19 protein-coding genes and 3 pseudogenes are annotated in these 23,021 nt (G+C 42.5%); 14 read left to right on the top strand and 8 right to left on the bottom strand.

Annotated features, from left to right (window positions below):
• The first annotated feature begins 85 nt into the window (after nt 1-85).
• From IQ270_RS07080 to IQ270_RS07075, 3 genes and pseudogenes are all read left to right on the top strand, one after another.
• Nucleotides 86-1,891 (top strand): proline--tRNA ligase, encoded by a 1,806-nt coding sequence (locus IQ270_RS07080; RefSeq protein WP_193972536.1) that lies wholly within the window; start codon nt 86-88, stop codon nt 1,889-1,891.
• Between the two features lie 489 nt (nt 1,892-2,380).
• Nucleotides 2,381-2,829: pseudogene (locus IQ270_RS32245) on the top strand (adenylate/guanylate cyclase); the annotation flags it as partial.
• Nucleotides 2,787-2,951, top strand: a complete 165-nt coding sequence (locus IQ270_RS07075; protein WP_193972535.1) for an adenylate/guanylate cyclase domain-containing protein — start codon at nt 2,787-2,789, stop codon at nt 2,949-2,951. The pseudogene IQ270_RS32245 and the gene IQ270_RS07075, both read left to right, overlap by 43 nt.
• Before the next feature lie 82 nt (nt 2,952-3,033).
• Here the strand turns inward: IQ270_RS07075 and rpmB are convergent, their stop codons facing one another.
• A complete protein-coding gene (gene rpmB / locus IQ270_RS07070; protein WP_193972542.1) occupies nt 3,034-3,270 on the bottom strand; it encodes a 50S ribosomal protein L28 in 237 nt (78 codons plus the stop codon).
• An 845-nt stretch (nt 3,271-4,115) separates the two neighbouring features.
• On the opposite strand from rpmB, the pseudogene IQ270_RS30775 reads away from it, so the two are divergent.
• The 7 genes and pseudogenes from IQ270_RS30775 to IQ270_RS07045 form a co-directional block, all read left to right on the top strand.
• A pseudogene (locus IQ270_RS30775) lies at nt 4,116-4,388 on the top strand (IS630 transposase-related protein); the annotation flags it as partial.
• Nucleotides 4,360-4,437, top strand: a pseudogene (locus tag IQ270_RS30770) (IS630 transposase-related protein); the annotation flags it as partial. The pseudogenes IQ270_RS30775 and IQ270_RS30770, both read left to right, overlap by 29 nt.
• A 240-nt stretch (nt 4,438-4,677) precedes the next feature.
• Nucleotides 4,678-4,962 (top strand): transposase, encoded by a 285-nt coding sequence (locus tag IQ270_RS30765; RefSeq protein ID WP_255532379.1) that lies wholly within the window; start codon nt 4,678-4,680, stop codon nt 4,960-4,962.
• Between the two features lie 19 nt (nt 4,963-4,981).
• Nucleotides 4,982-5,188: a hypothetical protein gene (locus IQ270_RS07060; RefSeq protein WP_193972534.1), complete on the top strand. Its 207-nt coding sequence runs from the start codon at nt 4,982-4,984 to the stop codon at nt 5,186-5,188.
• Between the two features lie 31 nt (nt 5,189-5,219).
• Complete coding sequence (locus tag IQ270_RS07055; protein ID WP_193972533.1) at nt 5,220-5,897, top strand: response regulator transcription factor; 678 nt, start codon at nt 5,220-5,222, stop codon at nt 5,895-5,897.
• Nucleotides 5,898-5,959: 62 nt separating this feature from the next.
• On the top strand, nt 5,960-7,219 hold the full coding sequence (locus IQ270_RS07050; protein ID WP_193972532.1) for a cell wall metabolism sensor histidine kinase WalK: 1,260 nt from the start codon (nt 5,960-5,962) through the stop codon (nt 7,217-7,219).
• Nucleotides 7,220-7,348: 129 nt separating this feature from the next.
• Nucleotides 7,349-8,032 carry a phosphatase PAP2 family protein gene (locus tag IQ270_RS07045; protein WP_193972531.1) on the top strand — a complete coding sequence of 228 codons (684 nt, stop codon included), beginning with the start codon at nt 7,349-7,351 and terminating at the stop codon, nt 8,030-8,032.
• Nucleotides 8,033-8,278: 246 nt separating this feature from the next.
• On the opposite strand, the gene IQ270_RS07040 is transcribed toward IQ270_RS07045, so the two are convergent.
• The 6 genes from IQ270_RS07040 to IQ270_RS07015 form a co-directional block, all read right to left on the bottom strand.
• Complete coding sequence (locus IQ270_RS07040; protein WP_193972530.1) at nt 8,279-9,034, bottom strand: hypothetical protein; 756 nt, start codon at nt 9,032-9,034, stop codon at nt 8,279-8,281.
• Between the two features lie 439 nt (nt 9,035-9,473).
• Nucleotides 9,474-10,241 carry a hypothetical protein gene (locus IQ270_RS07035; RefSeq protein WP_193972529.1) on the bottom strand — a complete coding sequence of 256 codons (768 nt, stop codon included), beginning with the start codon at nt 10,239-10,241 and terminating at the stop codon, nt 9,474-9,476.
• Between the two features lie 119 nt (nt 10,242-10,360).
• A complete protein-coding gene (locus tag IQ270_RS07030) occupies nt 10,361-10,858 on the bottom strand; it encodes a PepSY domain-containing protein (RefSeq protein WP_193972528.1) in 498 nt (165 codons plus the stop codon).
• Between the two features lie 14 nt (nt 10,859-10,872).
• Complete coding sequence (locus tag IQ270_RS07025; protein ID WP_193972527.1) at nt 10,873-11,181, bottom strand: hypothetical protein; 309 nt, start codon at nt 11,179-11,181, stop codon at nt 10,873-10,875.
• 137 nt (nt 11,182-11,318) lie between these two features.
• The gene (locus IQ270_RS07020; protein ID WP_228056140.1) at nt 11,319-12,896 is read right to left on the bottom strand and encodes an ATP-binding protein; all 1,578 of its coding nucleotides are present in this window, start codon (nt 12,894-12,896) and stop codon (nt 11,319-11,321) included.
• 78 nt (nt 12,897-12,974) lie between these two features.
• Nucleotides 12,975-13,205: a hypothetical protein gene (locus IQ270_RS07015; protein ID WP_193972525.1), complete on the bottom strand. Its 231-nt coding sequence runs from the start codon at nt 13,203-13,205 to the stop codon at nt 12,975-12,977.
• 329 nt (nt 13,206-13,534) lie between these two features.
• On the opposite strand from IQ270_RS07015, the gene IQ270_RS07010 reads away from it, so the two are divergent.
• The 4 genes from IQ270_RS07010 to htpG all read left to right on the top strand — a co-directional run bounded on the left by IQ270_RS07010 (nt 13,535) and on the right by htpG (nt 19,534).
• Complete coding sequence (locus tag IQ270_RS07010) at nt 13,535-14,038, top strand: hypothetical protein (RefSeq protein WP_193972524.1); 504 nt, start codon at nt 13,535-13,537, stop codon at nt 14,036-14,038.
• A 904-nt stretch (nt 14,039-14,942) separates the two neighbouring features.
• Nucleotides 14,943-15,632 (top strand): two-component system response regulator RppA, encoded by a 690-nt coding sequence (rppA, locus tag IQ270_RS07005; protein ID WP_193972523.1) that lies wholly within the window; start codon nt 14,943-14,945, stop codon nt 15,630-15,632.
• 228 nt (nt 15,633-15,860) lie between these two features.
• Nucleotides 15,861-17,225: a two-component system sensor histidine kinase RppB gene (gene rppB, locus IQ270_RS07000; protein WP_193972522.1), complete on the top strand. Its 1,365-nt coding sequence runs from the start codon at nt 15,861-15,863 to the stop codon at nt 17,223-17,225.
• Nucleotides 17,226-17,545: 320 nt separating this feature from the next.
• Nucleotides 17,546-19,534, top strand: a complete 1,989-nt coding sequence (htpG, locus tag IQ270_RS06995) for a molecular chaperone HtpG (protein WP_193972521.1) — start codon at nt 17,546-17,548, stop codon at nt 19,532-19,534.
• 282 nt (nt 19,535-19,816) lie between these two features.
• Here the strand turns inward: htpG and IQ270_RS06990 are convergent, their stop codons facing one another.
• Nucleotides 19,817-22,915 (bottom strand): efflux RND transporter permease subunit, encoded by a 3,099-nt coding sequence (locus IQ270_RS06990; RefSeq protein ID WP_193972520.1) that lies wholly within the window; start codon nt 22,913-22,915, stop codon nt 19,817-19,819.
• Between the last annotated feature and the right edge of the window lie 106 nt (nt 22,916-23,021).

The raw sequence follows: 23,021 nt of genomic DNA, 5'->3' as shown, positions 1-23,021 counted from the left end.
AGAATTAATCAAATCTGGCTTATTTCTGATAATATCAGAAGTTAATCTGAGATTACAATCATCTGGAAATTTAAGGAAATCAGGTATGCGACTCTCTCAAATGCTTTTCGTCACCCTGCGGGAAGACCCTGCAGAAGCAGAAATTCCCAGCCACAAGCTATTACTTCGTGCGGGATACATCCGACGCATCGGTAGCGGTATTTACGCTTATCTGCCTTTGATGTGGCGAGTTCTCAAAAAAGTCTCTCAAATTGTGCGGGAAGAAATGGATGCTACCGGCGCTCAAGAATGCCTTCTCCCGCAACTGCAACCGGCCGATTTGTGGCGGGAATCCGGTCGCTGGGATACGTACACTCAAGCTGAAGGTATCATGTTTTCTCTCACAGACCGCCGCGATACTGAGTTGGGGTTGGGCCCAACTCACGAAGAGGTAATTACTACAATTGCTAAGGATATGATTCGTTCCTATCGGCAGTTGCCTTTGCATCTCTATCAAATTCAAAATAAATTTCGCGATGAAATTCGCCCGCGCTTTGGGTTGATGCGCGGCCGGGAATTTATTATGAAAGATGGCTATTCTTTTCACGCGAGCGAAGAAAGCCTGAAAAAAACTTATCAGGATATGGCCCGAGCATATAGCAATATGCTGCGCCGTTCGGGCTTGGAATTCCGAGCGGTAGATGCTGATTCTGGTGCGATTGGCGGCTCTGGTTCTCAAGAGTTTATGGTGCTGGCAGAAGCGGGTGAGGATGAAGTTCTTTATACTGAAGATGGTCAGTATGCTGCTAATGTGGAGAAGGCTGTATCGATGCCGACTGATGCGGAAATGTCGCAGTTTGCAACTTTTGAAAAGCGGGAAACACCGGGAACTGAAACAATTGATAAACTTTGCAAGTTTTTGAATTGTTCTGCGACGCAAGTTGTCAAAAATGTGCTTTATGAGGCTGTTTACGATAATGGCACGACTGTGTTGGTATTGGTAAGTATTCGCGGCGACCAAGATGTGAATCAGGTAAAGTTGCTGAATGAGTTGACGAAGTTGGCGGGCAATTATCAAGCTAAAAGTGTTTTATTTTTGACGGTTCCTGATGCGGAAGCTCAGCGGAAATGGGCGGCTAAATCTTTGCCTCTGGGTTATATGGCTCCGGATGTTGCTGATGATTATATTGGTGGGAGCAAGGAGGTAAATTCTAAGTTTTTGCGTTTGGTCGATCGCACCGCAGTTGACCTAACAAACTTTGTGACTGGTTCTAACGAGTCAGGATACCACGTTGTGGGAGCTAATTGGAATCAAGAATTTCCGCTACCTACAACGGTTGTGGGTGTCAGAACGGCAAAAAAGGGCGATCGGGCCCTGCACAACCCGGAACAAACCTTGCAAAGCGCCAGAGGTATCGAAGTCGGCCACATCTTCCAATTAGGCACAAAATATTCCCAAATAATGGGCGCCACCTACACCAGCGAACAAGGCGAAGAAATGCCCTTAATTATGGGCTGCTACGGTGTCGGCGTGTCACGGCTGGCTCAATCTGCGGTAGAACAATCCTACGACAAAGACGGGATAATCTGGCCAGTGGCGATCGCGCCGTATCATGCCATTATTAGCATCCCCAATATTTCCGACGCCCAACAAGTAGAAGTCGCCGAAAAACTCTACACTGAACTCAACCAATCTGGTATTGAAACATTACTAGATGACCGAGACGAACGAGCCGGAGTTAAATTCAAAGATGCTGATTTAATCGGCATTCCCTATCGCATTGTTACAGGTCGTTCGCTGAAAGCAGGCAAGGTTGAAGTCGTGGAAAGAGCTACTCACAAATCCCATGAAATTCTCATTGATGAAGTAAGTTCTACTTTGAAAGAGTGGATTGATGCAGCTATAAAATGAGATTTTGTAACTATTGATCTGCGAACTTCGCACTACATCAACAGGTAAGCTTTTGTGCATTGATACCAAATTCGGCTATAGTAACCCCTTGATGCCAAGAGTAAACTCCGGGTGCGCTGCGATCGACAATTCTAGCTATTGACAACGATGGAGTAGCGACGCACCAGACCGCATTATACAGGCGATGCGTTTCTCGGATTTGGTATTAGCAGATTTGGTGGTAAATGAGGTACATGACAGAGATAGAGGACGCAGAAGTGCCTTTTGTGGTGTCAACAAACAGGTCAAACGTAGTGCGGGCAATCCCCCGTGGTTGCCCCCATATTTGAAAGACTTTGATTCAAAGTAGAGGCAATCCCCCCGTGGTTGCCCCAATATTTGAAAATGATTCATTCAAAGTAGGGGCAATCCCCCCGTGGTTGCCCCAATATTTGAAAGAGTTTGATTCAAAGTAGGGGCAAACCCCCCGTGGTTGCCCCAATATTTGAAATAGCATTAGGCGTATTTTTTTACGAAACTATTAACCTCAACATATCCTTGACAAGTGCAACAATTAGTGATTTTTGTGCTAGTTTGCAAGCTTTTTGTGCATTTGCTTTGCTGCAAAAGGTCAATTTACGCTCCTCGCTCGGCTGATAGATGCAGTCAATTTAATCTTTTGGGGCGCTGTAGTTTCCACTCAAATAAACTGCACTCTCGGAACGCTGCGCCTGTGTATAACTAATCTAGTTGACTGGAGCGAATATTGGTCTATTCGGTGGAATTGGTATCTTGGAGATACATTGGGAGTTTTAATTTTTACTCCTCTGTTGGTGATTTGGTGCCACAAAAAAGCAGTAGGACATCCACAAAATAATGTCAATACAACAATTGTCAATAAAATCTATTCTGTAATATGCTTGCTGTCATTGGTAACAGTCAGTTGGCTAGTATACAACTAACATCTGCAAGTTATGAGGACTTGCGAGAAAAGTATTTCTTTGAAAACCGCGGCGCAATTGAAGTTAAAGGCAAAGGCGAGATGACTACTTATTTACTACAATGTAGAAAGTGGATATAGAGCAAGGACTAAAGTCCTTACTACGAACCTAAAAAACTGGTTTGTAGCAAGGACTTTAGTTTTTTCTTCGCCAAGAAGTTTCTTACATCTTGTACAGGTTAATTCCTGCTTCCTTCGCCATAATTTCCAGACCCTTGTGTTGCAAGGTTTTAATTGCCTTGGTAGAAAGGTGCAACCTTACCCAGCGCTTTTCCTGCGGCCACCAAATCCGCTTCCACTGCAAATTTGCTTCTTGCAACTTGTGAGTGCGGTGGTGCGAGTGAGAAACCGCAAAACCGTTATTCGCCTTCTTCCCCGTTAGCTGACATTTCCGCGACATATTGCCCTCCAGATTATCATTTTTTGACACAACCCCTAATTATAGAGCAATCAGCAGCCGAAAATCTGCCTTCCCCCCTTAGTAAACTCTGGTCCCCTTCAGTCAGTCGCAGTTGGTTGGGGGCGGGTTGATTGGATTGTGCGTTTTTAACAATTATGGTTGGTTAACCAGCCTGTCCAAAATATCGCCTCAACAAATATCAAACAAACCTTACATTCCATCGCCCTTAAAAAAATATCCCTAGTACATACACAGCTTAGCAACTAATAGCAAAGTGGTGTCGCCCCCGCCAGGGGTTCAAACCCACGGGGCTTTTGGCGAAAGTCGGTTTTAACCCAGATGTTGCACCATTTTCAATAAGTTTTTTATGGGCGGGTTCTCCTGCCCACCCCACAAGAAAGTTGATCTTTTGTGGAACGGGCCGGAGAGCCCGTTCTTAAAAATGGTGCAAGATATCAGTTTTAACCCAGATGTTGCACCATTCTCAATAAGCTGTTTATGGGCGGGCTCTCCTGCCCACCCCACAAGAAAATGCAGTTGTTGTCGAACGGGCCGGAGAGCCTGTGCGAGCGAGAATGGTGCAAGATGTGAGTTGAAACCGACTGAAAATCCGACATAAAAATGAAAAACTCTTTAGTCCTCATAGCGAGGACTTTTTCGATGAGACAGGGGTTTCAACCCCGGTTGGACTATCGGGCTAACCGAGGTTTATGGGCACTCGCGCATCTTGAGAAACCGGGTTTTTACGATTTTTACCGACAGCAACGAAGTATAGTCATTTCAAATAAATGTGATACAGAGGTAAGCTCGTGAGAAAATCGATAAAAATAGTTAATTAGAAAAAAATGGCTTACAGTCTAGACCTAAGAGAAAAAGTAGTCAATTATGTGGAAAATGGAGGGATTATAACGAAAGCGGCTGCCATATTTAAGGTAGGAAGAGCAACAATTTATAGATGGTTAGGTAGGGAAGACCTTCGGCCAACTCAGGTCAAACACCGTCAACGAAAGCTAGATTGGGAAGCCCTCAAAAAAGATGTTGAAAAAAATCCGTTCAGCAAGATTAGTAGAAAGAGCAAGAACTTTCTCGGTCAGACCGAGTGCCATCTGCTATGCCTTAAAAAAACTGAAAATTACCAAAATAAAAAACTTCGCTATCAAGAAATAAATAGAGAAAAAAGAATAAATTACTACAGAAATCTGAGAGAATTAATTAAAATTTATGCCATTAAAAGCATTGTATTTATTGACTAATCAGGATTTGAGGAATTTGAAGGTTGTGTTTGTGCTCTTTCAAAGAGAGGAAAAAAAGTCTATGGTCAAAGACCAGGAAAACGGGGAAAAAGAGAAATTTTAGTAGCAGCAAGGAGAAAAGGAAAGAAGGACTGGCATTGCACCAATGCTCTTTATGGGTAGTTTGAATGCAGAAGGATTTGAAGGATGGTTATCTTTATATTTGTTACCAGATTTAACAATTCCATCTATATTAATTATGGATCATGCACCCATTCATCGTAAGACGGTCATTAGACTATTGGTTGAGGAGGCGGGTCATCAGATAATATTTTTACCAAAATACTCTCCTGACTTAAATGATATTGAGCATGATTTTAGTGCATTAAAGAGAGCTAAAATGTATGCGTCTCCTGGCACATCTCTTGATGAAATTATTTGTGCTTATTGTGTAGTCTAGTGTCTCATAGTTATTTGAAATGACTATAATCGTGTTTTGCCGCCGGAAGTCGAAGAAGTGCGATCGAACACAGACACAGAAATTCGATAAGATAGGAAACCGGGGGGTTTCCAAGCGCGTTTACACAAACTTTCGTCCGCCTGCTTTAATCGGCGCAGGCCGATTTTGTTTGACAAGCAGCGGTTTCAACCGCCGAGCGATCGAGGGTATGACTCTCGACAGGTAAATTTAACCTGAACTTTTTTGGACATAAACCTATGAGAATTTTGCTAATTGAAGACGACGATCGCATTGCCAAACCTCTAGCCGAAGATTTAAGACATCAAAACCATGCCGTCGATATAGCAAGTGACGGCATCGAAGGTTGGGATTACATCCAATCAGTTAATTATGACCTAATTTTGTTAGATTTGATGCTGCCCAAATTAGATGGGATTGCGCTGTGCAAGCGTCTGCGTGCAGCTAAGTCCAACACTCTGATTTTGATGCTGACAGCACGCGATACAACCTCAGATAAAGTCGTCGGACTCGATGCGGGGGCTGATGATTATTTAGTTAAACCTTTTGAATTAGAAGAATTAACAGCAAGAATCAGAGCTTTATCTCGCAGAATTCCTGAAACCAAGCCGCTGATTTTAATCCACGGCGATTTGCAACTCAATCCCAGTAGCTGCACCGTCACTTACGGCAATCAACCTTTATCTTTAACACCAAAAGAATATATGATATTAGAATGCTTTTTGAGAAACCCCGCTCAAGTTTTGACTCGTGCAGCAATTTTAGATAAATTGTGGGATTTCGATCAGTCCTCTGGAGAAGGCACTGTCAAGACTCACATTACAAATTTGCGAAGCAAGCTAAAAGCAGCCGGAAGTTCAGAAAATTTAATCGAAACAGTTTATGGAATTGGTTATCGTCTCAACGGCACTAACTAAAAATTCCCACTTTTAGAAACAAATTATTAATATTCTACTTACTGTTGCAGATTTGTAAAATTATGTTTGCTAAAATCCGCTGGCGTCTGCTGTTATCTTATCTAACAGTATTTACCTCAATTTTACTAATTTTTGCCGCTGGAGTTCGGCTTTTGTTCGCGCGCAGTCTCACCGAACAGTTAACAAATAGACTAACTACTTTAGGACAAGGAGCCGCTACTAATGCAGAATTTGAAAATGGACGCATCAAAGTTGAAACTGACTTTATTGTACAACAGTTGATTCATGAAAATCAAGGTCTGGAGTGGTTTGATATTAACGGAAAATCCATTTTAAAGCAAGGAAATATTGTCCTAAACTTGCCTTTCTCTCCGAATCAAAATCAGCTAATAATTAAAACGAGAAAAACTCGAATCCAAGCGGTGATATTACCAATCATGGGAAGCGACGATCGCAAATTTATCGGGTATATAAGAGTCAGTCAATCTTTAGAAGAAGTTGACGAAACTTTAACTAAATTAGATTGGATACTGGGGAGTAGTATTATTATAGCTTTAATTCTCAGCGGATTTAGCGGAGTAATTTTAACTCGGCAAGCTGTGCAGCCAATAGAAGAGAGTTTTCAACGGTTAAAACAGTTTACTGCCGATGCTTCTCACGAACTCCGCAGTCCTTTAATGGCGATCAAAAGTAATGCAGCAGTAGCATTGAAGTATCCAAAGGCAATGAGAAAATCAGATGCAGAAAAGTTTCAAGCTATTGTTAGTGCTGCGAATCAAATGACCCGCATGACTGAAGATTTACTGGTGTTAGCTAGGGCAGAAAAACATCATATTAGGTCCGAATTTTCAGTCAATTTAACTGCAATTATGTTCGACTTGTTATCACTGTATCAGCCTGAAGCCAGTGCTAAAAACATTAATTTAAAATCAGAAATTACCGAGAATATGTACTTGCTAGGAAATGCGGGACAACTGACACGGCTGTTTGCTAATTTGATTGAAAACGCACTCCATTACACGCTTTCAGGAGGAACAGTTGAAGTTACAGCTAACTTAGTCTGTGCCTATTTAATTGTTAGCGTGCGGGATACGGGTGCGGGAATAGCACCAGAGCATATTAAACTGATTTTTGAACGGTTTTGGCGGGCGGATGAATCTCGTTCCTATTGGGAAGGGGGTTCTGGTTTGGGATTGGCGATCGCCCAAGCCATTGCCCAAAATCACGGCGGCTCAATTACCCTCACCAGTCAGGTAGCAGTTGGTAGTTGCTTCACAGTGCGATTGCCATCTGTGAAAATATCTGATAATTCGCCTGATTAATTGGCTAGTTATTTAACATTTTTTTAATTAAAATAATCTGGATTTTTGATTGTTTATGAAAGTCGCAAATCATTGACAAAATATTTTATTGAGTGTAGATTGTTTTAAGTTACTAAAGTTAGATATATTATGTTACGCAAGTTTTACCAATTTTGGTTGCAGCATATCAACCCTCATATAATTACTTTAATCGTGACAATTGGTGTCGTGGGACTTGCTAGTTGTTTTTCGATTATTTTGATTTTAGCATGGCTGTTTGAAGAAGTCTTAGAAAAACAAGCTTTTGGGTTTGATACTGCTTGGATATATTGGGTACACGGGTATACAAATCCGACTTTAAATGCTGTGATGCTGACAATTACTCAGCTTGCCGATGCCAGTGTAGTAGTAGTTATTGTGGCCGTCACCTTGGGAATTCTTTGGTGGGAGCATCACCGTTCAGAAGCGAAATTTTTTGCCCTTGCTTGTTTGGGAGCCTTAATTCTGAATACTGGCATGAAGTTAGTTTTTGCTAAGCCGCGTCCTCATATTTTTCCGAGTTTAATTCCTGAAACATCTTTTAGTTTTCCTAGCGGTCACGCTTTAGGAGGTTTTGTGATGTATGGGTTTCTAGCTTACCTGCTTTCTAGTCACTTTCCCAAGTTTTCTAAACTTATTTATAGTCTAGCTGTTGTGACGATCGCCGCTATCGGTCTGAGTCGGATCTATATAGGAGTACACTGGCCGACAGATATAATAGCTGGATACGGAGTCGGCTATATTTGGCTGATGCTGTGCATCACAATGCTGAAGTTGCAAACCAGACAAGTCTAGTATTTCTTTTTACTTTGCTCAAATTGAGCGAATACCAAAGAGTAGCTTGTTGTTGGGCAAACATCAAGCTACCCTATGAATTTTTATTTAGTGGACACCATCTAATACCAAATCCGGATATAATACACCCTTTACTATCTCCTAAAAGTTGGGTGCGTCGCCTGCAATAATTCTCGCTTCCGTACAAAGATAAAGTAGCGACACACGATACCGCATTATCAAGGGGATGACCGAGCCAGATTTGTATTATTCATTGTTATAAGACTCAGGCCCGATTAGTCTTCTCTGCTTGAAAGTTGTGAACGCGACACAGACTCCAAGTATTGAAAGAAGAACTATAGATGAGCCGATCGTACCAAAATTTAGACCACCTTTTTCGTGTGATTTAGTCAGAACATCCCCCAGTGTTGCGCCAAATGGTCTGGTGAGGACAAACGCCACCCAAAACAGCAAGACTTCGGAAATTTGGGTAAAATAATGCGCGGCTAATACTACTGCAAGCAAACTAGAAATTAGAAATGCTCCTCCTGCAAATCCAAGTCCAGAAGTATCGGCTAGGAAATCGCCCAAGGCAGTACCCAAAGTATTTGAAAATAAAATTGCAGTCCAATAAAGCAGTTCAATTTTAGGCGTTTTGACGTTCTTAACACATAGAGATCCAATACTGAATCGCCAGTATGCCAAAGTAGCCAAGAGAAGAGTAAGTAAAATCGTAGATCCGATAGTGTAGCCAAGCCCTAAAGTACGATTCATGTAATCTGACATCGTTGTACCAGCCGTGCTGGTTGAAAGGATGACAGTCCAATAAAGCAATGGGTTATAGCTTTTCGACATCAATTGAGACACAAGACTCGCTAAGAACACTCCAATCAATATCGTGGAGCTCACCGCATAGCCTACGTTTAACGTCATGGATAAAAGGTCTCCTGCGGTTTCTCCCAGAGTGGTTGCACAGATTTTCATGATCCAGAAAAAGGCAGTGATTTGTGGAAGTTTGCTCATTTTTGCGATCGGGTTATCGTACTTTGGCAGTTTCACTCTAGATCGTAAATGTCAAGAACTTGGAAAGATCGATTGCGTTTGTATTTATCAGCGGTAATGTGGCAATTCCACGGTAAAACAACTGCTGATGCCTAGGGCATGTTTTCAAACCTAAAGATCCCCAGCCAGCGGTTTCATTCGACCTATGAGCCGTGCGCCTGGCCCTGAGATTTGAAACATTCGATCGTCGGTGGAGGGGGTAGGCACGGGGGCACTACCCCTACAAAACGATGATTTCCCGATCGAATCAAACCGCCCTGCCCCCCTTAAAAAGGGAAAGAGTCTTAAAGTTGGTCTTTTTAAGGGGGATGCGAGGGGGATATCAATCTGAAGGAGGAGTTTAAAAACACGCCCTGGCTGACTTGCAATAGTCAAGGTAATCCGATGATTCGATCGCTAATCAGTTTTGTTGGTCGATCGGCATTGGGGCTAGTTTCTTTTGCTTAAGGCTTAAGTAAATAACCAGACTCACGATTATAGAAAGAAAAAGCATACTGGTTCCGATCGTACCAAAACCAAAACCACCATTTGTAGTAGGTTGTGACAATAAATCGCCAGTAGATGCTCCAAGCGGACGAGTCAAGATGTAGGTTATCCAAAATGCCAAGACTGCATTCATTCTGAAATAATAATAACCAACGGCTACTATCGCAATTAAAACGCCAAATACTAATGCTGATTGTGCATAACCAAGCTTCAACGCCTCTGCTAAAAAGTCTCCTGTTGCTGTGCCCAAGGCAAATGTAAATAAAATAGCTGCCCAATAGAATATCTCTCTTTTAGCTGTGTTGATGGAGTGCATAGCTAAGGTCTTTTCGTTTAAATACCAGAACGCAAAAACTGCAAACAAGACAACACTAAAAACTATAATAGTTGTCATCAAGCTAACTCCCAGCTCGTCTACCAATCTATCGGTAATTAGTGTGCCAGTGATACTCATCAAAACGACTACAATCCAGTAACTTACTGGAACATATCGTTTAAGCATAAACTGATTCAAAAGCGCAATTAGTAACACGCCACTCATCACATAGGATGTAACGCTTAAACCAAACTTCAGGTTGACTGACAGATAATCAGCCAGAGTTTCACCTACTGTGGTTGCCAGAACCTTAATAATCCAGAAGGAACCTGTAACCTCTGGAACCCTGTTTTGGATCTTATTCATGATATTTTTCTTTCTTAATTTTTCGATAGAAACAAGATTGGATCGCATCATAAGGGCGGGCATTCAGAGACACCGCCCTACTCTATTTGTTGCCTCAAGAAAGCGAATTTGTTCGGAATTTACTTCGTCTTGGCGTCATCATTGGTTTCGCCATCGCCATCGCCGCCAGCCGCCTCGGAAAATTGAACGCTGCTGCGGGGAGAAACGCTTTTATTGCCCTCATCTTTTGGGCTTTGCGTGTAGAGGATTTTACCGTTACCCGCATCCACTATTATTTCCTGTTTGCCGATCGCAACTGAATACACAACATTGCCGTCTTCGTTTTCTAATTTAACGCGACTTGCTGTGCCGCCTTTAGCAGCTTCCGCTGCGGATCGCGCTTGTTGCGGCGTAACTTTAGCTAGAGATTGCAGGCGACTTGATGCTTGCTTGTCTTCGGCATCATCGTTCTTTTCGCCGTCGCCATCACTGGCTTCAGGTGCTGCTTTGCTGCTGGTGCGATCGGGCATGACGGCAATCTGAGATTGTGCTGGCGCAGCGTACACGCGGACTAATGCACTCAACCCTAAAGTACCGACTAAAGCTGTCACTAGAGCGATTTTTGTTGAGGTTTTCATGGTGCGAAACTTCTTTAATCTAGGCTTACAGTTTCACTGTAGATAACAAAAGTCAAGAACTTAACAAGATTTGTTTTAGCTGGAAATTTTTCTAGTGATTTTTCATTACCTTCCTCGCCGCAGAGCAAGTCGTTACCTATCTCGGCCTCAAGCCGATCGTTCCACATTATGCCATCTAATTTATTACTACATGGTGGAACGACATCCTTTGCCTGCCCGTGAGTAATAGTATCTTTGCTGACACTAGCCAAACCAAGCGAGTCGTCATTAGTCTCGCCGTCGCTTCGATTGTCAACTACAGAGGTTTTGTTGGCAGTTTGCATCTTCAAATCCTTTCCATGCAGGTTTGTGATTTCACTCTAGATGATAAATGTCAAGAACTTGGAAAGATTGAGCAAAACCTATAAAAATTGGTAAAATTCTGGCTTGGTGCTGCCTTGTATCGTGTTTATCTCGAATTTTAAGACGGTTTAATTGGCAGCGTTATCAAAAACTCCGTTTCTTCTCCCAGTTCCGAAATAACCTCTAGATTACCCTTATGCTTTTCAATCACTTGATAACAAACAGTTAGTCCTAAACCTGTTCCTTTTCCTACATCTTTAGTCGTGAAAAAAGGGTCAAATATTTTAGCTTTTAACTCTGGCGCTATCCCAGTACCGTTATCTCTAATTCCGATTCTAACCAGCTCGGTATCTATTGTTTCCGTATGAATCCAGATGGTAGGTCGATCGATCCCATCGCTTGAGCTTTTAATATCAAATTTTCGTTCCTCAAGAGCCACGATCGCATTGTCGATTATATTCATAAATACCTGATTCAAAAGCGCTGCATAACACTTGACTTTGGGTAAATTTCCATAGTTTTTAATCACGGCAATTTTTGACTCCAAGCGCTGATTGACAATTACCAAGGTGCTGTCAATTCCCTCGTGAATATTGGCAAATTTTAGCTGTGATTCATCCAACCTAGAAAAGTTACGCAGAGACAGAACAATTTGTTTTATTCTGTCAGCACCATTTTTCATTGAATCTATAAGTTTAGAAAAATCCTCAGCCAGAAAATCCAGGTCAATTGCCTCAGTTTCAGCTTGAATAGCACCATTAGGGTTAGGATATTGCTTCTGGTACAATTCCACTAATCGCAGTAAGTCTTGAGCGTAGTTACTAGCGTGTTCTAAATTGCTGTAAATAAAACTGACCGGATTGTTGATTTCGTGAGCGATACCTGATACCATTCGACCCAAACTAGACATTTTTTCGCATTTAATTAGCTGGGCTTGAGTCTGTTGAAGATTTTGCAAGGCATCTGCAAGTTGATTGTAAGCTGACTGTAACTCGTGATTTTTTTGTGAAAGTTCGTCAGTTTGTTCTTCCACGCGCTTTTCCAAGTTTTGCTTGGAGAATTCTAGTGCTTGAATATGATATTTTATCGATTGAATTAGACTGTTGAAAGAAATCGTTAATTTTCCGACTTCATCGTCCGTAGTAACAGCAGCTTGGAGGCTAAAATTGGATTCCTTAGTTGCTTGTTCAGCAACTTGAGTCAATGCTTTTATAGGTTGAGAAATCATCCGACTGATGTATAATGCAAAAATAGTGGAGCCGATCGCAGAAAGTAGAAAACTAGCAATACTTATTTCTTTGAGAATGTCCCGCGCGTGTTCCATACCAATTTCGGCTCGATCCTGTCCTTGATCAGCAAGTTTAACAAGTTTAGTTAAATCTTCTGAAAGTTGGTTAAAATGTATTGCCGACTGGCTTTTGGTAAAATCCCAAAGTAACTGCTGCGAGGCTTTAACTTTTTGTGGCAAAAAATGTTTTTGATAGATTCCTTGCAGCAGTCGATCTAGTTGTTGAGTGTATGCTGTTTGAGTCGCGTCATAAGTCTGTAAAGATTGATTCAACTCTACTATTTCTGGGTCGTCTTTGTTGAGATTCCGCTCTGCCAGAATTTTTAATTTGGAAAAAAGCTGATTGACTTGTTGGTTGTGTTTGAAGTATTCATCCTTTTCGTGGTTAAATGATTCTGGATCTCCCATCACAATGACTAGCTTTTGTTGGTGGGATTGAGTTTCAACTACAGCAATTTTTAGTTCGCTTAAATGCTGTGCCTCCTCTTATTCTAGGTTGAGTTTATCCCAAGCTTTTCTGGTGTAGAAGTTTCCAACTAGCTGTCCGATAATCGTTCCTAAAACCGCAAGACTCAATACCAGTAAATAACCTAAGCTAATTTTCCAGCGAATTGGGGCGCGGCTGAGCCGTCGCTGCAACCAATTGGGGGCAAGTTTCAAGTGGGATTGCTTTTGGAGTAAAGCTTGGTGATGGTTTTCTGGCGGCTGGGGAATCATGTTAAGGTTGACAGTAAAGTTGAATAAGATACATTATACTGATTTCATAAATATTGGCGATCGGTTGTTGATTTCAGATACTTTACTTAACACTTCGCTTGCAGCATGATTTTTTGAACATGATATTAAGATTGGCCGTACATCTTACTACTACTAGCATAGGCTACGCATTTGCGATCGGGCGCAGTCGCTTGGTTAGGCGCAGCCACCCAAAACCAAAATTTAAGAACTAGGAAAGATCGAAAAACTTCTGCATTCGGTAAATTTTCATCCTAATTTCATCTTTGGGTGTTATTATTCGGAATAATTGTACCCAAAAATTACATCAAATGAAAACCATCAAATCAAATTTAATTGTTCTAGGCACTGTCGGATTACTATTTTTGGGGGCTTGTGGCAAAGGCGACGAAAAAAGTGATGCAAATAGCAGCTTAACATCCTTTCCAGTCGCCTCTAAACCTGCATCTTCTGCTCCTAGTGCTGCCCCAGTCGCAGCCGATAAAACTGGTCATCCTAACGCATCTAAAGGAGGTCAAGTTGTTGAGTCTGGAGCTTACCACTTAGAGTTTTTAGCTGAGAAAGAAGCTACCGGAACTCATTTAGATTTTTATTTGCAAAAAGGCGACAAACACGAACCAGTTCCCAATGCAAAAGTGACAGCTCAAGTGCAGTTACCTAATGGCAAACAGCAAAATCTAGCACTCAAATACGACCCTGATGGCAAACATTACACTGTTCTGTTTCCAGGTCAAGAGGCAGGAAGTTATGCTGTGAAAATGAATGCGGATATTAACGGAGAAAAAGTTGATGGTCGCTTTACGTTTAAGCAATAGATAGCTAATTGATTAATGCAGTCTTGGTTATGGGTTATGTCAACTATGTCGAACAGTATCAACCCAGTTTAAGCTGTCGAACAAATAAACATTGTATGTTCAGGGCGCTGCTCAGAGCAACGGCCCACAAGATTTTTATTGTTTTTTGGCATACAGTTTAAATGCTGCAACAGCTTATTTGATGAACAGGGTTGATTTTGAGTTGGATTATCGCCAGAATATCTTTGTACCTACTAATTTTAGTATAGAAAGTTCAATCGCAATTTCATCCCTGAAAATCAAGCTAATAAATAACATAATAAATTAGTCAATTTTTCAGTAAGTACCGGAATGAAAAAGTTAATTTACGCTGCTGTCTTGACATTTGTGCTAGCATCTAATGCCTCCCCTATAGTTGCAGGATGAGCAATGCGAAATGTGAATGTTCGTCACTTGATACACAGTGGTGTACATCCCAACAAAGCTCGTTGTCAGGGTGCTACCCATCATTTTAAAGTTCAGGTTCAGGGAAAATGTGTTTCAGCGCTGACAATTAATTTTCCGGCAGATATCAGAATGCGTAGCCCAATTGAGGTTACAAATAAATCTGGTCAAAAAATCGAGTCTCAAGTTTCGGTTAATGACTGAAAAGCGATAGTGGTTTTCGCGCAACCTGTTGCTCCTGATACCACTATATCAATTGATATACGGGGTGTTGACACTCCTGGTAACACTCGCAATTGGATGTCCGCGATATCTGGTAAAATGGTGGGAATAAATGCAGCAATTCCCCTGGGTATAGTTTTAATTCAAACCTACTAAAGAGAACTGTTGCAAAAATACAAAGCACCGCACCCTAAGCCTCCCCTTGAATCAGGGGAGGGGGCAAGATTATTATTGTTTCCCCCCTAGAAATTTGAGAGTTATGAGAGTTTTGTTAGTTGAAGACGAGCCAGATTTAGGAAAAGCGATCGATCGCACTTTGAAGCACGAAAAATATATAGTTGACTGGGCGCAGGATGGCTGTGAAGCTTGGGAATATTTAGATAGTCATTGGACTCAATACAATCTGGCTATTTTTGACTGGTTGCTACCGGGATTGTCAGGATTGGAATTGCTGCGGAGATTGCGCGCAAAAAATAGCGCATTGCCAGTTTTGATGCTGACGGCAAAAGATAGGATGGAAGATAAAGTAGCTGGATTGGATGCGGGGGCTGACGATTATTTAGTCAAGCCCTTCGGGATGGCGGAACTGTTAGCAAGGTTGCGGGCTTTGCAGAGGCGATCGCCCCAAATTCAGCCCCAACAGCTACAAATCGGCAATCTAATTTTAGACTGCGGAAATCGCACTGCTTGTCATCTCGATAAAAATGGTAAAAACCAGATAATTTCTCTGACAAACAAAGAATTTCAACTGCTAGAATATTTTATGAAACATCCCAACCAAATTGTTACCACTGACCAAATTCGGAATCAGCTATGGGAGGCTAGTGCAGATACGTTTAGCAATGTGGTAGCAGCTCAAGTGCGCTTGTTGCGGCGCAAACTAGAATCATTTGGCTGCGCGAATTTGATTGAAACCGTACATGGTATCGGATACCGGATGAAAAATTAAATTAGGGCGGGCAACGGCGGCGGATTATATCTCGTTTCCAGTTAACCTCAAAGGGATAGTCTCTCTTGTTTGTATCGAAATCTAGATCCACCCTGCTTATTAAGGGGGATGCGAGGGGGAGCTCGACTAGAATAAAAGCGACATTTATTATGCGCTTCAGTCTTAAGTTGTTACTAATTGGCATAGTCGGGGAACCAGTAGAAGGAATTGTGCAAAATGTAAGTTTAAATGAATCAAAATAAACTATTTAACCGAACTCGATCGCACTTAGCGATTTCCTATGCCGCAGTCATGGGTTTAATTTTGAGCTTGTTAGGATTTGGGGTATACAAGGCGATCGCCCACGCTCACTGGGTAGCCATAGACAGGGAATTAGCATCAGTTGCCGGGACGCTGCACGACAGCCTCGAAATCAAATTGCAGCAGCCTGGAAAACTCGAACCAATAGTTAACGAACTTTTGCCTAACCTCCGCGTTACTGGGGTTAACGGCTGGAAAAAATCGCAGCCCAATCGACATATTTTAACGGCGCTCGACCAAAGTTATTACTATATTCGTTTGTTCGATTATTCAGGTAATTTAATTGCCACAGCAGGGACTTATCCCGCAACATTGCCGCCGACATTCAATCCCCAATACTGGCAAACTATAACTGACATAAAAGGCAATATTTACCATCAAATTTCTGTGGCTCTGCACACTAAAACCCAGGAAGATTGGGGATATTTTCAAGTAGGGCGCAGCTTGCAAGATTTCCACAATTATCTCAATACAGTTAAATTGATTTTGAAATTAGGATTGCCGACTGCATTGATTTCGATCGCCTTTTCTAGCTGGTTATTGGCAGGATTGGCAATGAAACCGATTTATGCTTCCTACCGACAAATCCAACAGTTTACAGCGGATGCTGCCCACGAATTGCGGACGCCTTTAGCGGCATCTCAAGCAACTGTAGAATCGGCTTTGTTGATGCCTCAATTAGATGAAAAAGAAGCACGAGAAATTTTGCGGACGATCGATCGCCAAAACCGCAGATTGACTCAGTTAGTTACCGATTTATTACTGCTAGCACGCATGGACTCTCAAACCAACGATGGAGCAAAATCCGTTAGCGAAGCCCTCGAAGAGGATCGCCCTCAACTTTGCTGTTTGAACGACTTGGTTAGCGATTTAGTCGAGGAATTGGCAGTTGTGGCGAGATCCTCCGAGGTAGCGCTAATATCCGAAATCCGCGTACAGCAGCAATTGAAGGTTGTTGGCGATGCCGATCAACTTTACCGTTTAGTTACTAATTTAATTGTCAATGCCATTCAATACACTCCGGCTGGGGGAAAAGTAACAGCGATTTTAGATTGCAGTCACCAGGAGGCGATAATTCAGGTCCAAGATACCGGCTTTGGGATAGCGGAGGCAGATTTAGCGCGCATATTCGATCGATTTTACCGAGTCAACAGCGATCGATCGCGCCATACCGGCGGTTCGGGACTCGGATTGGCGATCGCCCAAACCATCGCCCGGGCACACCGCGGCAGCCTCAGCGCCCGCAGCCAAGTGGGTTTTGGCAGCACCTTTCTGCTGCGGTTGCCTTTGTGAGTTATGATGTGGGGGAAACCGAATCATTTTTTTGTGGTAATCCCTTTGGCAAAAGGTAGCGCGATCGCCCAAAATCAATAAATAGTCATTAGTCAGTTGACAGTTGACAGTTGACAGTTGGTAGGGGCGGTGGATGGTGCGTGCGGGCCCTCTTAGTTGTCAGTTGGTAGGGGCGGTGCCCCGTGCGGGCCCTCTTAGTTGATAGTTGATAGTTGACTAATAACCAATAACCAATAACCAATAACCAATAACCAATAACTGATAACTACTGACTAATGACTAATGACTGCTGACTCTTAAAAAATACCTAGCGAAGAAGTATGACAGTTTTAGAACAGGGAACAATCTCTATCCATACCGAGAATATTTTCCCGATTATCAAGAAGTCGCTATACACAGACCACGAAGTCTTCTTGCGGGAACTAATTTCTAACGCCGTCGATGCCATTGCCAAACTCAAAATGGTTTCTCGAACGGGCGAATACAGCGGCGACATTGGCGAACCACAAATCAACATTGCGATCGACAAAGAAAACAAAACCCTCTCAATTTCCGATAACGGCATCGGCATGACCGCCGACGAGGTAAAAAAATACATCAACCAAGTCGCTTTCTCCAGCGCCGAAGAATTTATTCAAAAATACCAAGGTAGCGGCGACGATGCAATTATCGGTCACTTCGGACTCGGTTTCTACTCTTCTTTCATGGTCGCGCAGAAAGTAGACATTGACACTCTTTCCTACAAAGAAGGTTCCCAAGCAGTACACTGGTCTTGCGACGGTTCCCCCGCTTTTGAACTATCAGAATCCACCCGCACAGAACGCGGCACTACAATTACTCTCACACTCCAGGATGAAGAACTCGAATATGTAGAAGCCAGCCGGGTCAAGCAGTTAGTCAAAACCTACTGCGATTTCATGCCAGTTCCGATCAAATTTGAGGGAGAGGAACTCAACAAACACAAAGCAATCTGGCGGGAATCAGCCAGCAACTTGCAGAAACAAGATTATTTGGAACTCTACCGCTACCTTTACCCGTTCCAAGAGGAACCGCTGCTGTGGGTACACCTGAATACAGATTATCCTTTTATTGTTAACGGGATTCTGTTCTTTCCGAAACTGCGGCCCGATGTCGATGTTACCCAAGGCAATATCAAGCTATTTTGCAACCAGGTTTTTGTCAGCGATCACTGCGAAGAAATTATCCCGAAATTCTTGATGCCGCTGCGGGGCGTGATTGACAGTACCGACATTCCGCTGAACGTTTCTCGGAGTTCTTTGCAAAGCAACCGCACTGTAAGGAAAATTGCTGATTATATTGCGAAAAAAGTGGGCGATCGCCTCAAGGAACTTTACCGGGACGATCGCGATGAGTACATCCGCTGCTGGCAAGATATCGGCACTTTTGTCAAATTCGGAGCCCTCAACGACGACAAGTTCAAAAAGCAAATCGAAGATATTTTAATCTACCGCAGCACCTACGAGCCAACATCGGAAAAACCAGAAACTGCAACTCCCGAAGTGCAGGTGCAAACCGAGGAAGGAGATTTGTGGCAAGATGTGACTCCAAAGTCGGAAAGTTCCGGTTCGACGCAGCCTTACACCACGCTGAAAGAGTATTTGGAACGCAATCAAAAACGCCACGAAAATCGCGTGTTTTACTGCACAGAGCCGGCTTCTCAAGCAACTTACGTCGCCCTGCACAAAAGCCAAGGTTTGGAAGTGCTGTTTATGGATTCTTTCATCGACACGCACTTTATCAGTTTCTTGGAACGAGAATATTCGGATGTTAAATTCTCGCGGGTTGATTCTGACATCGACGACACGCTAATTGACAAAGAAAAAGAAGCGGAAATAGTCGATCCGGCGACCAATAAAACTCGCAGCGAACAAGTTAAAGAAATGTTCCAAAATGCTCTCAACAAGCCGAAAGTGAACATCCGCACCGAAGCTTTGAAGGCTGACTCTGCAGAGGGGGCGCCACCTGCGATCGTCCTGTTACCGGAAGCTTTGCGCCGGATGCGGGATATGACGGCGCTATTGCAGCAGCAAGCGGCCGAATTCCCCGAAGAACACGTTTTGCTGGTGAATACGTCTCACCCGCTGATTCAAAATCTGGCTAATTTGAGTCAAGGTGCGATTATTCAAAGTGGCGGCGAGTCTCCCTCGGCGCAGTTGGCGAGTATGATTTGTCACCACGTTTATGACTTGGCTTTGATGGCCCAGAAGGGTTTCGATGCTGAAGGAATGAAAGATTTTGTGGAGCGATCGAACAACGTCTTGACAAAATTGACAGAACGTGCAGTCTAATTAACCGCTAGGGCTGTTTGATTCTGTGCCGGCCCGCTAGAGGTGATATGGTGTCCGATCGATCGCGGGTAATCGATCGGACATGATATCAAATCCGGTAGCATCGGAATGATTCAGATATATATTCTCTCCCTCTGTGTACTCTGTGTTCTCTGTGGTTAAATCATTCCGATGCAAGCGCAAACGATATGATACGAGCCCAAATCCGGGTTACTCATCCAATTTATAAACCAGTCGGCGCAGGCCGACTTTGTTTGTTTAGACACGGTTTCAACCGCCGAATCATAAACTCGTTTTATTAAATAAAAACTTCCCAAACATTGAATACAAAGCTGGCAGAACCAGTAACGTCAAGGCCGTAGAAGTAAACAACCCACCCAACACCACAACTGCCAGAGGTTGCAAAATTTCTTTGCCCGCGCCTGTACCAACTACCAGGGGAACCATGCCTAAAGCCGAGGTAAAAGCTGTCATCAAAATGGCTACCAATCTTTCCATTGCACCTTCTTTAATTATTTCCTTGAAAGGCATTCCCTTGCTTGCTTTTTGATTAAAATTATCCACCAAAAGCAAACCGTTACGAACCGCGACTCCAAATAAAGTGATAAAACCCACAAGTGAAGCTACAGAAATGATGCCACTACCGATCGCAATAGAGAAAATACCTCCTACTAATGCCAGGGGTAAGTTAATCATAATCATAATCGCACTTCCAAAAGATTTTACGGCAAAATACATCAGCACTGCAATAATTACTATTCCTAAGCTACCAAATATAAGTAGGTTTTGGGTTGCTCGTTCTTCCGATTCAAATTGTCCGCCATACTGAATAAAATAACCTGAAGGCAAAATTACCTGCTGTTGTACTTTGGTCTTAATTTCATTAACAACTGAGCGTAAATCTCGTCCTGACACATTCGCAGCCACAACTAAGAAACGAGAAACATTTTCGCGGTTGATAGTATTAGGGCCAGTGCCGTATTCAATTTTTGCGACTTGTGCTAGTGGGATCTTCTGTCCCGAAGGAGTATCAACTAACAAGTTGCGGATAGTATCAATATTACTGCGATTTTCCGGTTTCAACCACACCAACAGATCGAATAACTGCTGTTCTTTAAGGACTTGAGAGACGACTTTTCCATTCAATGCAGTTTCTAGAGTTTCTGTAATACTTCCAATGCTAAGTCCGTAACGTGCCGCCAAAGCGCGATCAAATTTAATCTGTAACTGACGAATAGGAATTTGTTGTTCTAACTGCAAATCAACAATACCTTCGACTTGACTCATCGCCGTTTCTACTTCCTTACCAATAGCTCTTAATTCTGTCAAATCAGTACCAAAAACTTTCACAGCGATCGCACTTCTCACTCCTGAAAGCACTTCGTCCATACGATGGGAAATAAAGCCTCCCACGCTAGTAGCCACACCGGGTAATTTATTAAATTCCTCTCTAATTTTAGCAATACTTTGTTCTCGATTCTTAATACCAATATCGCTGAGTTCTACATCCAAATGTCCTAAATTTACCCCTGCTGCATCAGCATCACCGGGCGCACGTCCCGATCGCAATTGTACAGCGGTAAATCGAGGATCGTCTTTGAGAGCATTCTGCATTGAAAGTCCCATGTCATTAGTAGCAGACAGAGAACTCCCAGGATAAAGTAACATTGTATTAACTAAAGACCGCTCTTGAAATTCGGGTAAAAATACTCTTCCTAGTGAGGGAAGCACAATTAATGAAGCAATAAAAGCAGCTATCGCGGGGAACAAGATTAATTTAGGACGATTAATTGCCATATTCAAAACTGGACGATAAAGCCGTTGACTTAATGCCGAAACCCAAGTATCATCCGATGGCAATTTACGATTTGCTAATAAGATAGCGCAAAGGGCAGGTGAAAGAGTCATTGCAACAAAAGTAGAGGCAAGAATAGAAACTAAGTAAGCCACTCCCATTGGGGTAAAGATCCGTCCTTCTACTCCTGTCAAAGAGAAAATCGGCGCAAATACAATCACAATGATTACCGTAGAGAAAATTACACTGGTGCGAACCTCTACCGAAGTGCGGTAAACAATTTCAAAATCGTCTTTAGGCTTGCCCTCTAATTGATTTTTTCGCAATCCTCGATAGCAGTTTTCCATATCGACAATTGAGTCATCCACAACTGAACCAATCGCTACTGCCAATCCGCCCAAAGTCATAGTGTTTATGCCTTCTCCAAACCATGATAAAATTAACATTCCGATCAAAATAGACAAGGGAATTGCGCTAAGAGTGATTACAGTTGTGCGCCAATTCATCAAAAACATTACCATGATTACTGAAACAATTATAATGCCATCTCGCAGGGAATTTCGCACATTTTCAATCGCCGAATCAATAAAACTTTCTTGGCGAAAAGTCACTTCTACTTTCACATCTTTCGGCAATCCGGCCTGCACTTCCTCCATTGCTTTTTCAACGGCTCTGGTTACAGTTGGAGTATCGATTTGAGGCTGCTTGTTTACCAGTAAAATGACTCCCCTTTGACCGTTGACACTACCATCTCCTCTAGCTAGTGCTGCTCCTAACTTTACCTCTGCCACATCGCGCAGTTTGATGGGTTTTCCATTCCTAGATATTACTACTGATTCTGCCAATTCTTGAATGGTTTCAATCCGACCTACGCCGCGAATGATTTCTTCGCGATCGGGTGTAATCAAAAATCCCCCAGACGCATTGGTATTTGATTGCTCTGCTGCTTTTGTCACCTCTTCTAAAGAGATATTCAATGCAGTTAATTTGACTGGATCTACTAAAACTTGATACTCTCTGACATCGCCTCCATAGGCAATCACCTGTGATATTCCCTGCACAGCCAGTAATCTGTTGGTAACATTTCGATCGACTAATCTTCGCACTTCCATTAAATCAGTTCTTGGCTGATTTTCTTCTGCTTTTATGGTAAAGGCATACATTAAAATTGTGCCTATCGGAGAAGAAACAGGAGAGATTTGTGGTTCTTCAACACCTTGAGGCAACTTCGATCGCGTTTGCTGTAAACGTTCAGCAACTAATTGTCTCGCTCGATAAATATCTGTATCGGCTTTGAAAATTACTTTGACAACTGAAATACCTACCGCCGAAGAGGAGCGCACAGTTTCTACCCCCGGAGTTCCATTGACTGCGCTCTCAATTGGTAAGGTAATTAAAGACTCTACCTCTTCAGGGGCTAATCCTGGGGCTTCTGTTTGAATTTCTACTTGAGGCGGGGCAAAATTAGGAAAAACATCAAGGGGCATTTTAGTTAAATTATAACTACCCAAAACAGTGACTATAATTGCACCGATTACAACTAACCAACGTTGAGCGATCGACCATTTGAGGATTGAATTAAGCATTTTTTAGACAATGAATTTATAATTATTAAAATTTTGCCTCAGTTAAGAAGCAATTTTTCACTTCAAACTCTTGACTTCTGATACCCAGCGGCGGTTAATTACCCAT

This window comes from Microcoleus sp. LEGE 07076 (assembly GCF_015207455.1).
Lineage (GTDB): Bacteria > Cyanobacteriota > Cyanobacteriia > Cyanobacteriales > Microcoleaceae > Microcoleus.
Note: the sequence above shows the minus strand (reverse complement) of the source record. Positions and strands in the feature narration are given on the sequence as shown.

What these genes read in the sequence shown, in the direction of transcription:
- IQ270_RS07015 (WP_193972525.1), bottom strand. Translation starts at nt 13,205, where the DNA reads ATGATTCCCCAGCCGCCAGAAAACCATCACCAAGCTTTACTCCAAAAG.
- IQ270_RS06990 (WP_193972520.1), bottom strand. Translation starts at nt 22,915, where the DNA reads ATGCTTAATTCAATCCTCAAATGGTCGATCGCTCAACGTTGGTTAGTT.
- IQ270_RS07080 (WP_193972536.1), top strand. Translation starts at nt 86, where the DNA reads ATGCGACTCTCTCAAATGCTTTTCGTCACCCTGCGGGAAGACCCTGCA.
- IQ270_RS07055 (WP_193972533.1), top strand. Translation starts at nt 5,220, where the DNA reads ATGAGAATTTTGCTAATTGAAGACGACGATCGCATTGCCAAACCTCTA.
- IQ270_RS07045 (WP_193972531.1), top strand. Translation starts at nt 7,349, where the DNA reads ATGTTACGCAAGTTTTACCAATTTTGGTTGCAGCATATCAACCCTCAT.
- IQ270_RS07050 (WP_193972532.1), top strand. Translation starts at nt 5,960, where the DNA reads ATGTTTGCTAAAATCCGCTGGCGTCTGCTGTTATCTTATCTAACAGTA.
- IQ270_RS07010 (WP_193972524.1), top strand. Translation starts at nt 13,535, where the DNA reads ATGAAAACCATCAAATCAAATTTAATTGTTCTAGGCACTGTCGGATTA.
- rppB (WP_193972522.1), top strand. Translation starts at nt 15,861, where the DNA reads ATGAATCAAAATAAACTATTTAACCGAACTCGATCGCACTTAGCGATT.
- IQ270_RS07035 (WP_193972529.1), bottom strand. Translation starts at nt 10,241, where the DNA reads ATGAATAAGATCCAAAACAGGGTTCCAGAGGTTACAGGTTCCTTCTGG.
- IQ270_RS07020 (WP_228056140.1), bottom strand. Translation starts at nt 12,896, where the DNA reads ATGGGAGATCCAGAATCATTTAACCACGAAAAGGATGAATACTTCAAA.
- IQ270_RS07030 (WP_193972528.1), bottom strand. Translation starts at nt 10,858, where the DNA reads ATGAAAACCTCAACAAAAATCGCTCTAGTGACAGCTTTAGTCGGTACT.
- rppA (WP_193972523.1), top strand. Translation starts at nt 14,943, where the DNA reads ATGAGAGTTTTGTTAGTTGAAGACGAGCCAGATTTAGGAAAAGCGATC.
- IQ270_RS07025 (WP_193972527.1), bottom strand. Translation starts at nt 11,181, where the DNA reads ATGCAAACTGCCAACAAAACCTCTGTAGTTGACAATCGAAGCGACGGC.
- IQ270_RS07075 (WP_193972535.1), top strand. Translation starts at nt 2,787, where the DNA reads ATGCTTGCTGTCATTGGTAACAGTCAGTTGGCTAGTATACAACTAACA.
- htpG (WP_193972521.1), top strand. Translation starts at nt 17,546, where the DNA reads ATGACAGTTTTAGAACAGGGAACAATCTCTATCCATACCGAGAATATT.
- IQ270_RS07060 (WP_193972534.1), top strand. Translation starts at nt 4,982, where the DNA reads ATGACTATAATCGTGTTTTGCCGCCGGAAGTCGAAGAAGTGCGATCGA.
- IQ270_RS30765 (WP_255532379.1), top strand. Translation starts at nt 4,678, where the DNA reads ATGGGTAGTTTGAATGCAGAAGGATTTGAAGGATGGTTATCTTTATAT.
- IQ270_RS07040 (WP_193972530.1), bottom strand. Translation starts at nt 9,034, where the DNA reads ATGAGCAAACTTCCACAAATCACTGCCTTTTTCTGGATCATGAAAATC.
- rpmB (WP_193972542.1), bottom strand. Translation starts at nt 3,270, where the DNA reads ATGTCGCGGAAATGTCAGCTAACGGGGAAGAAGGCGAATAACGGTTTT.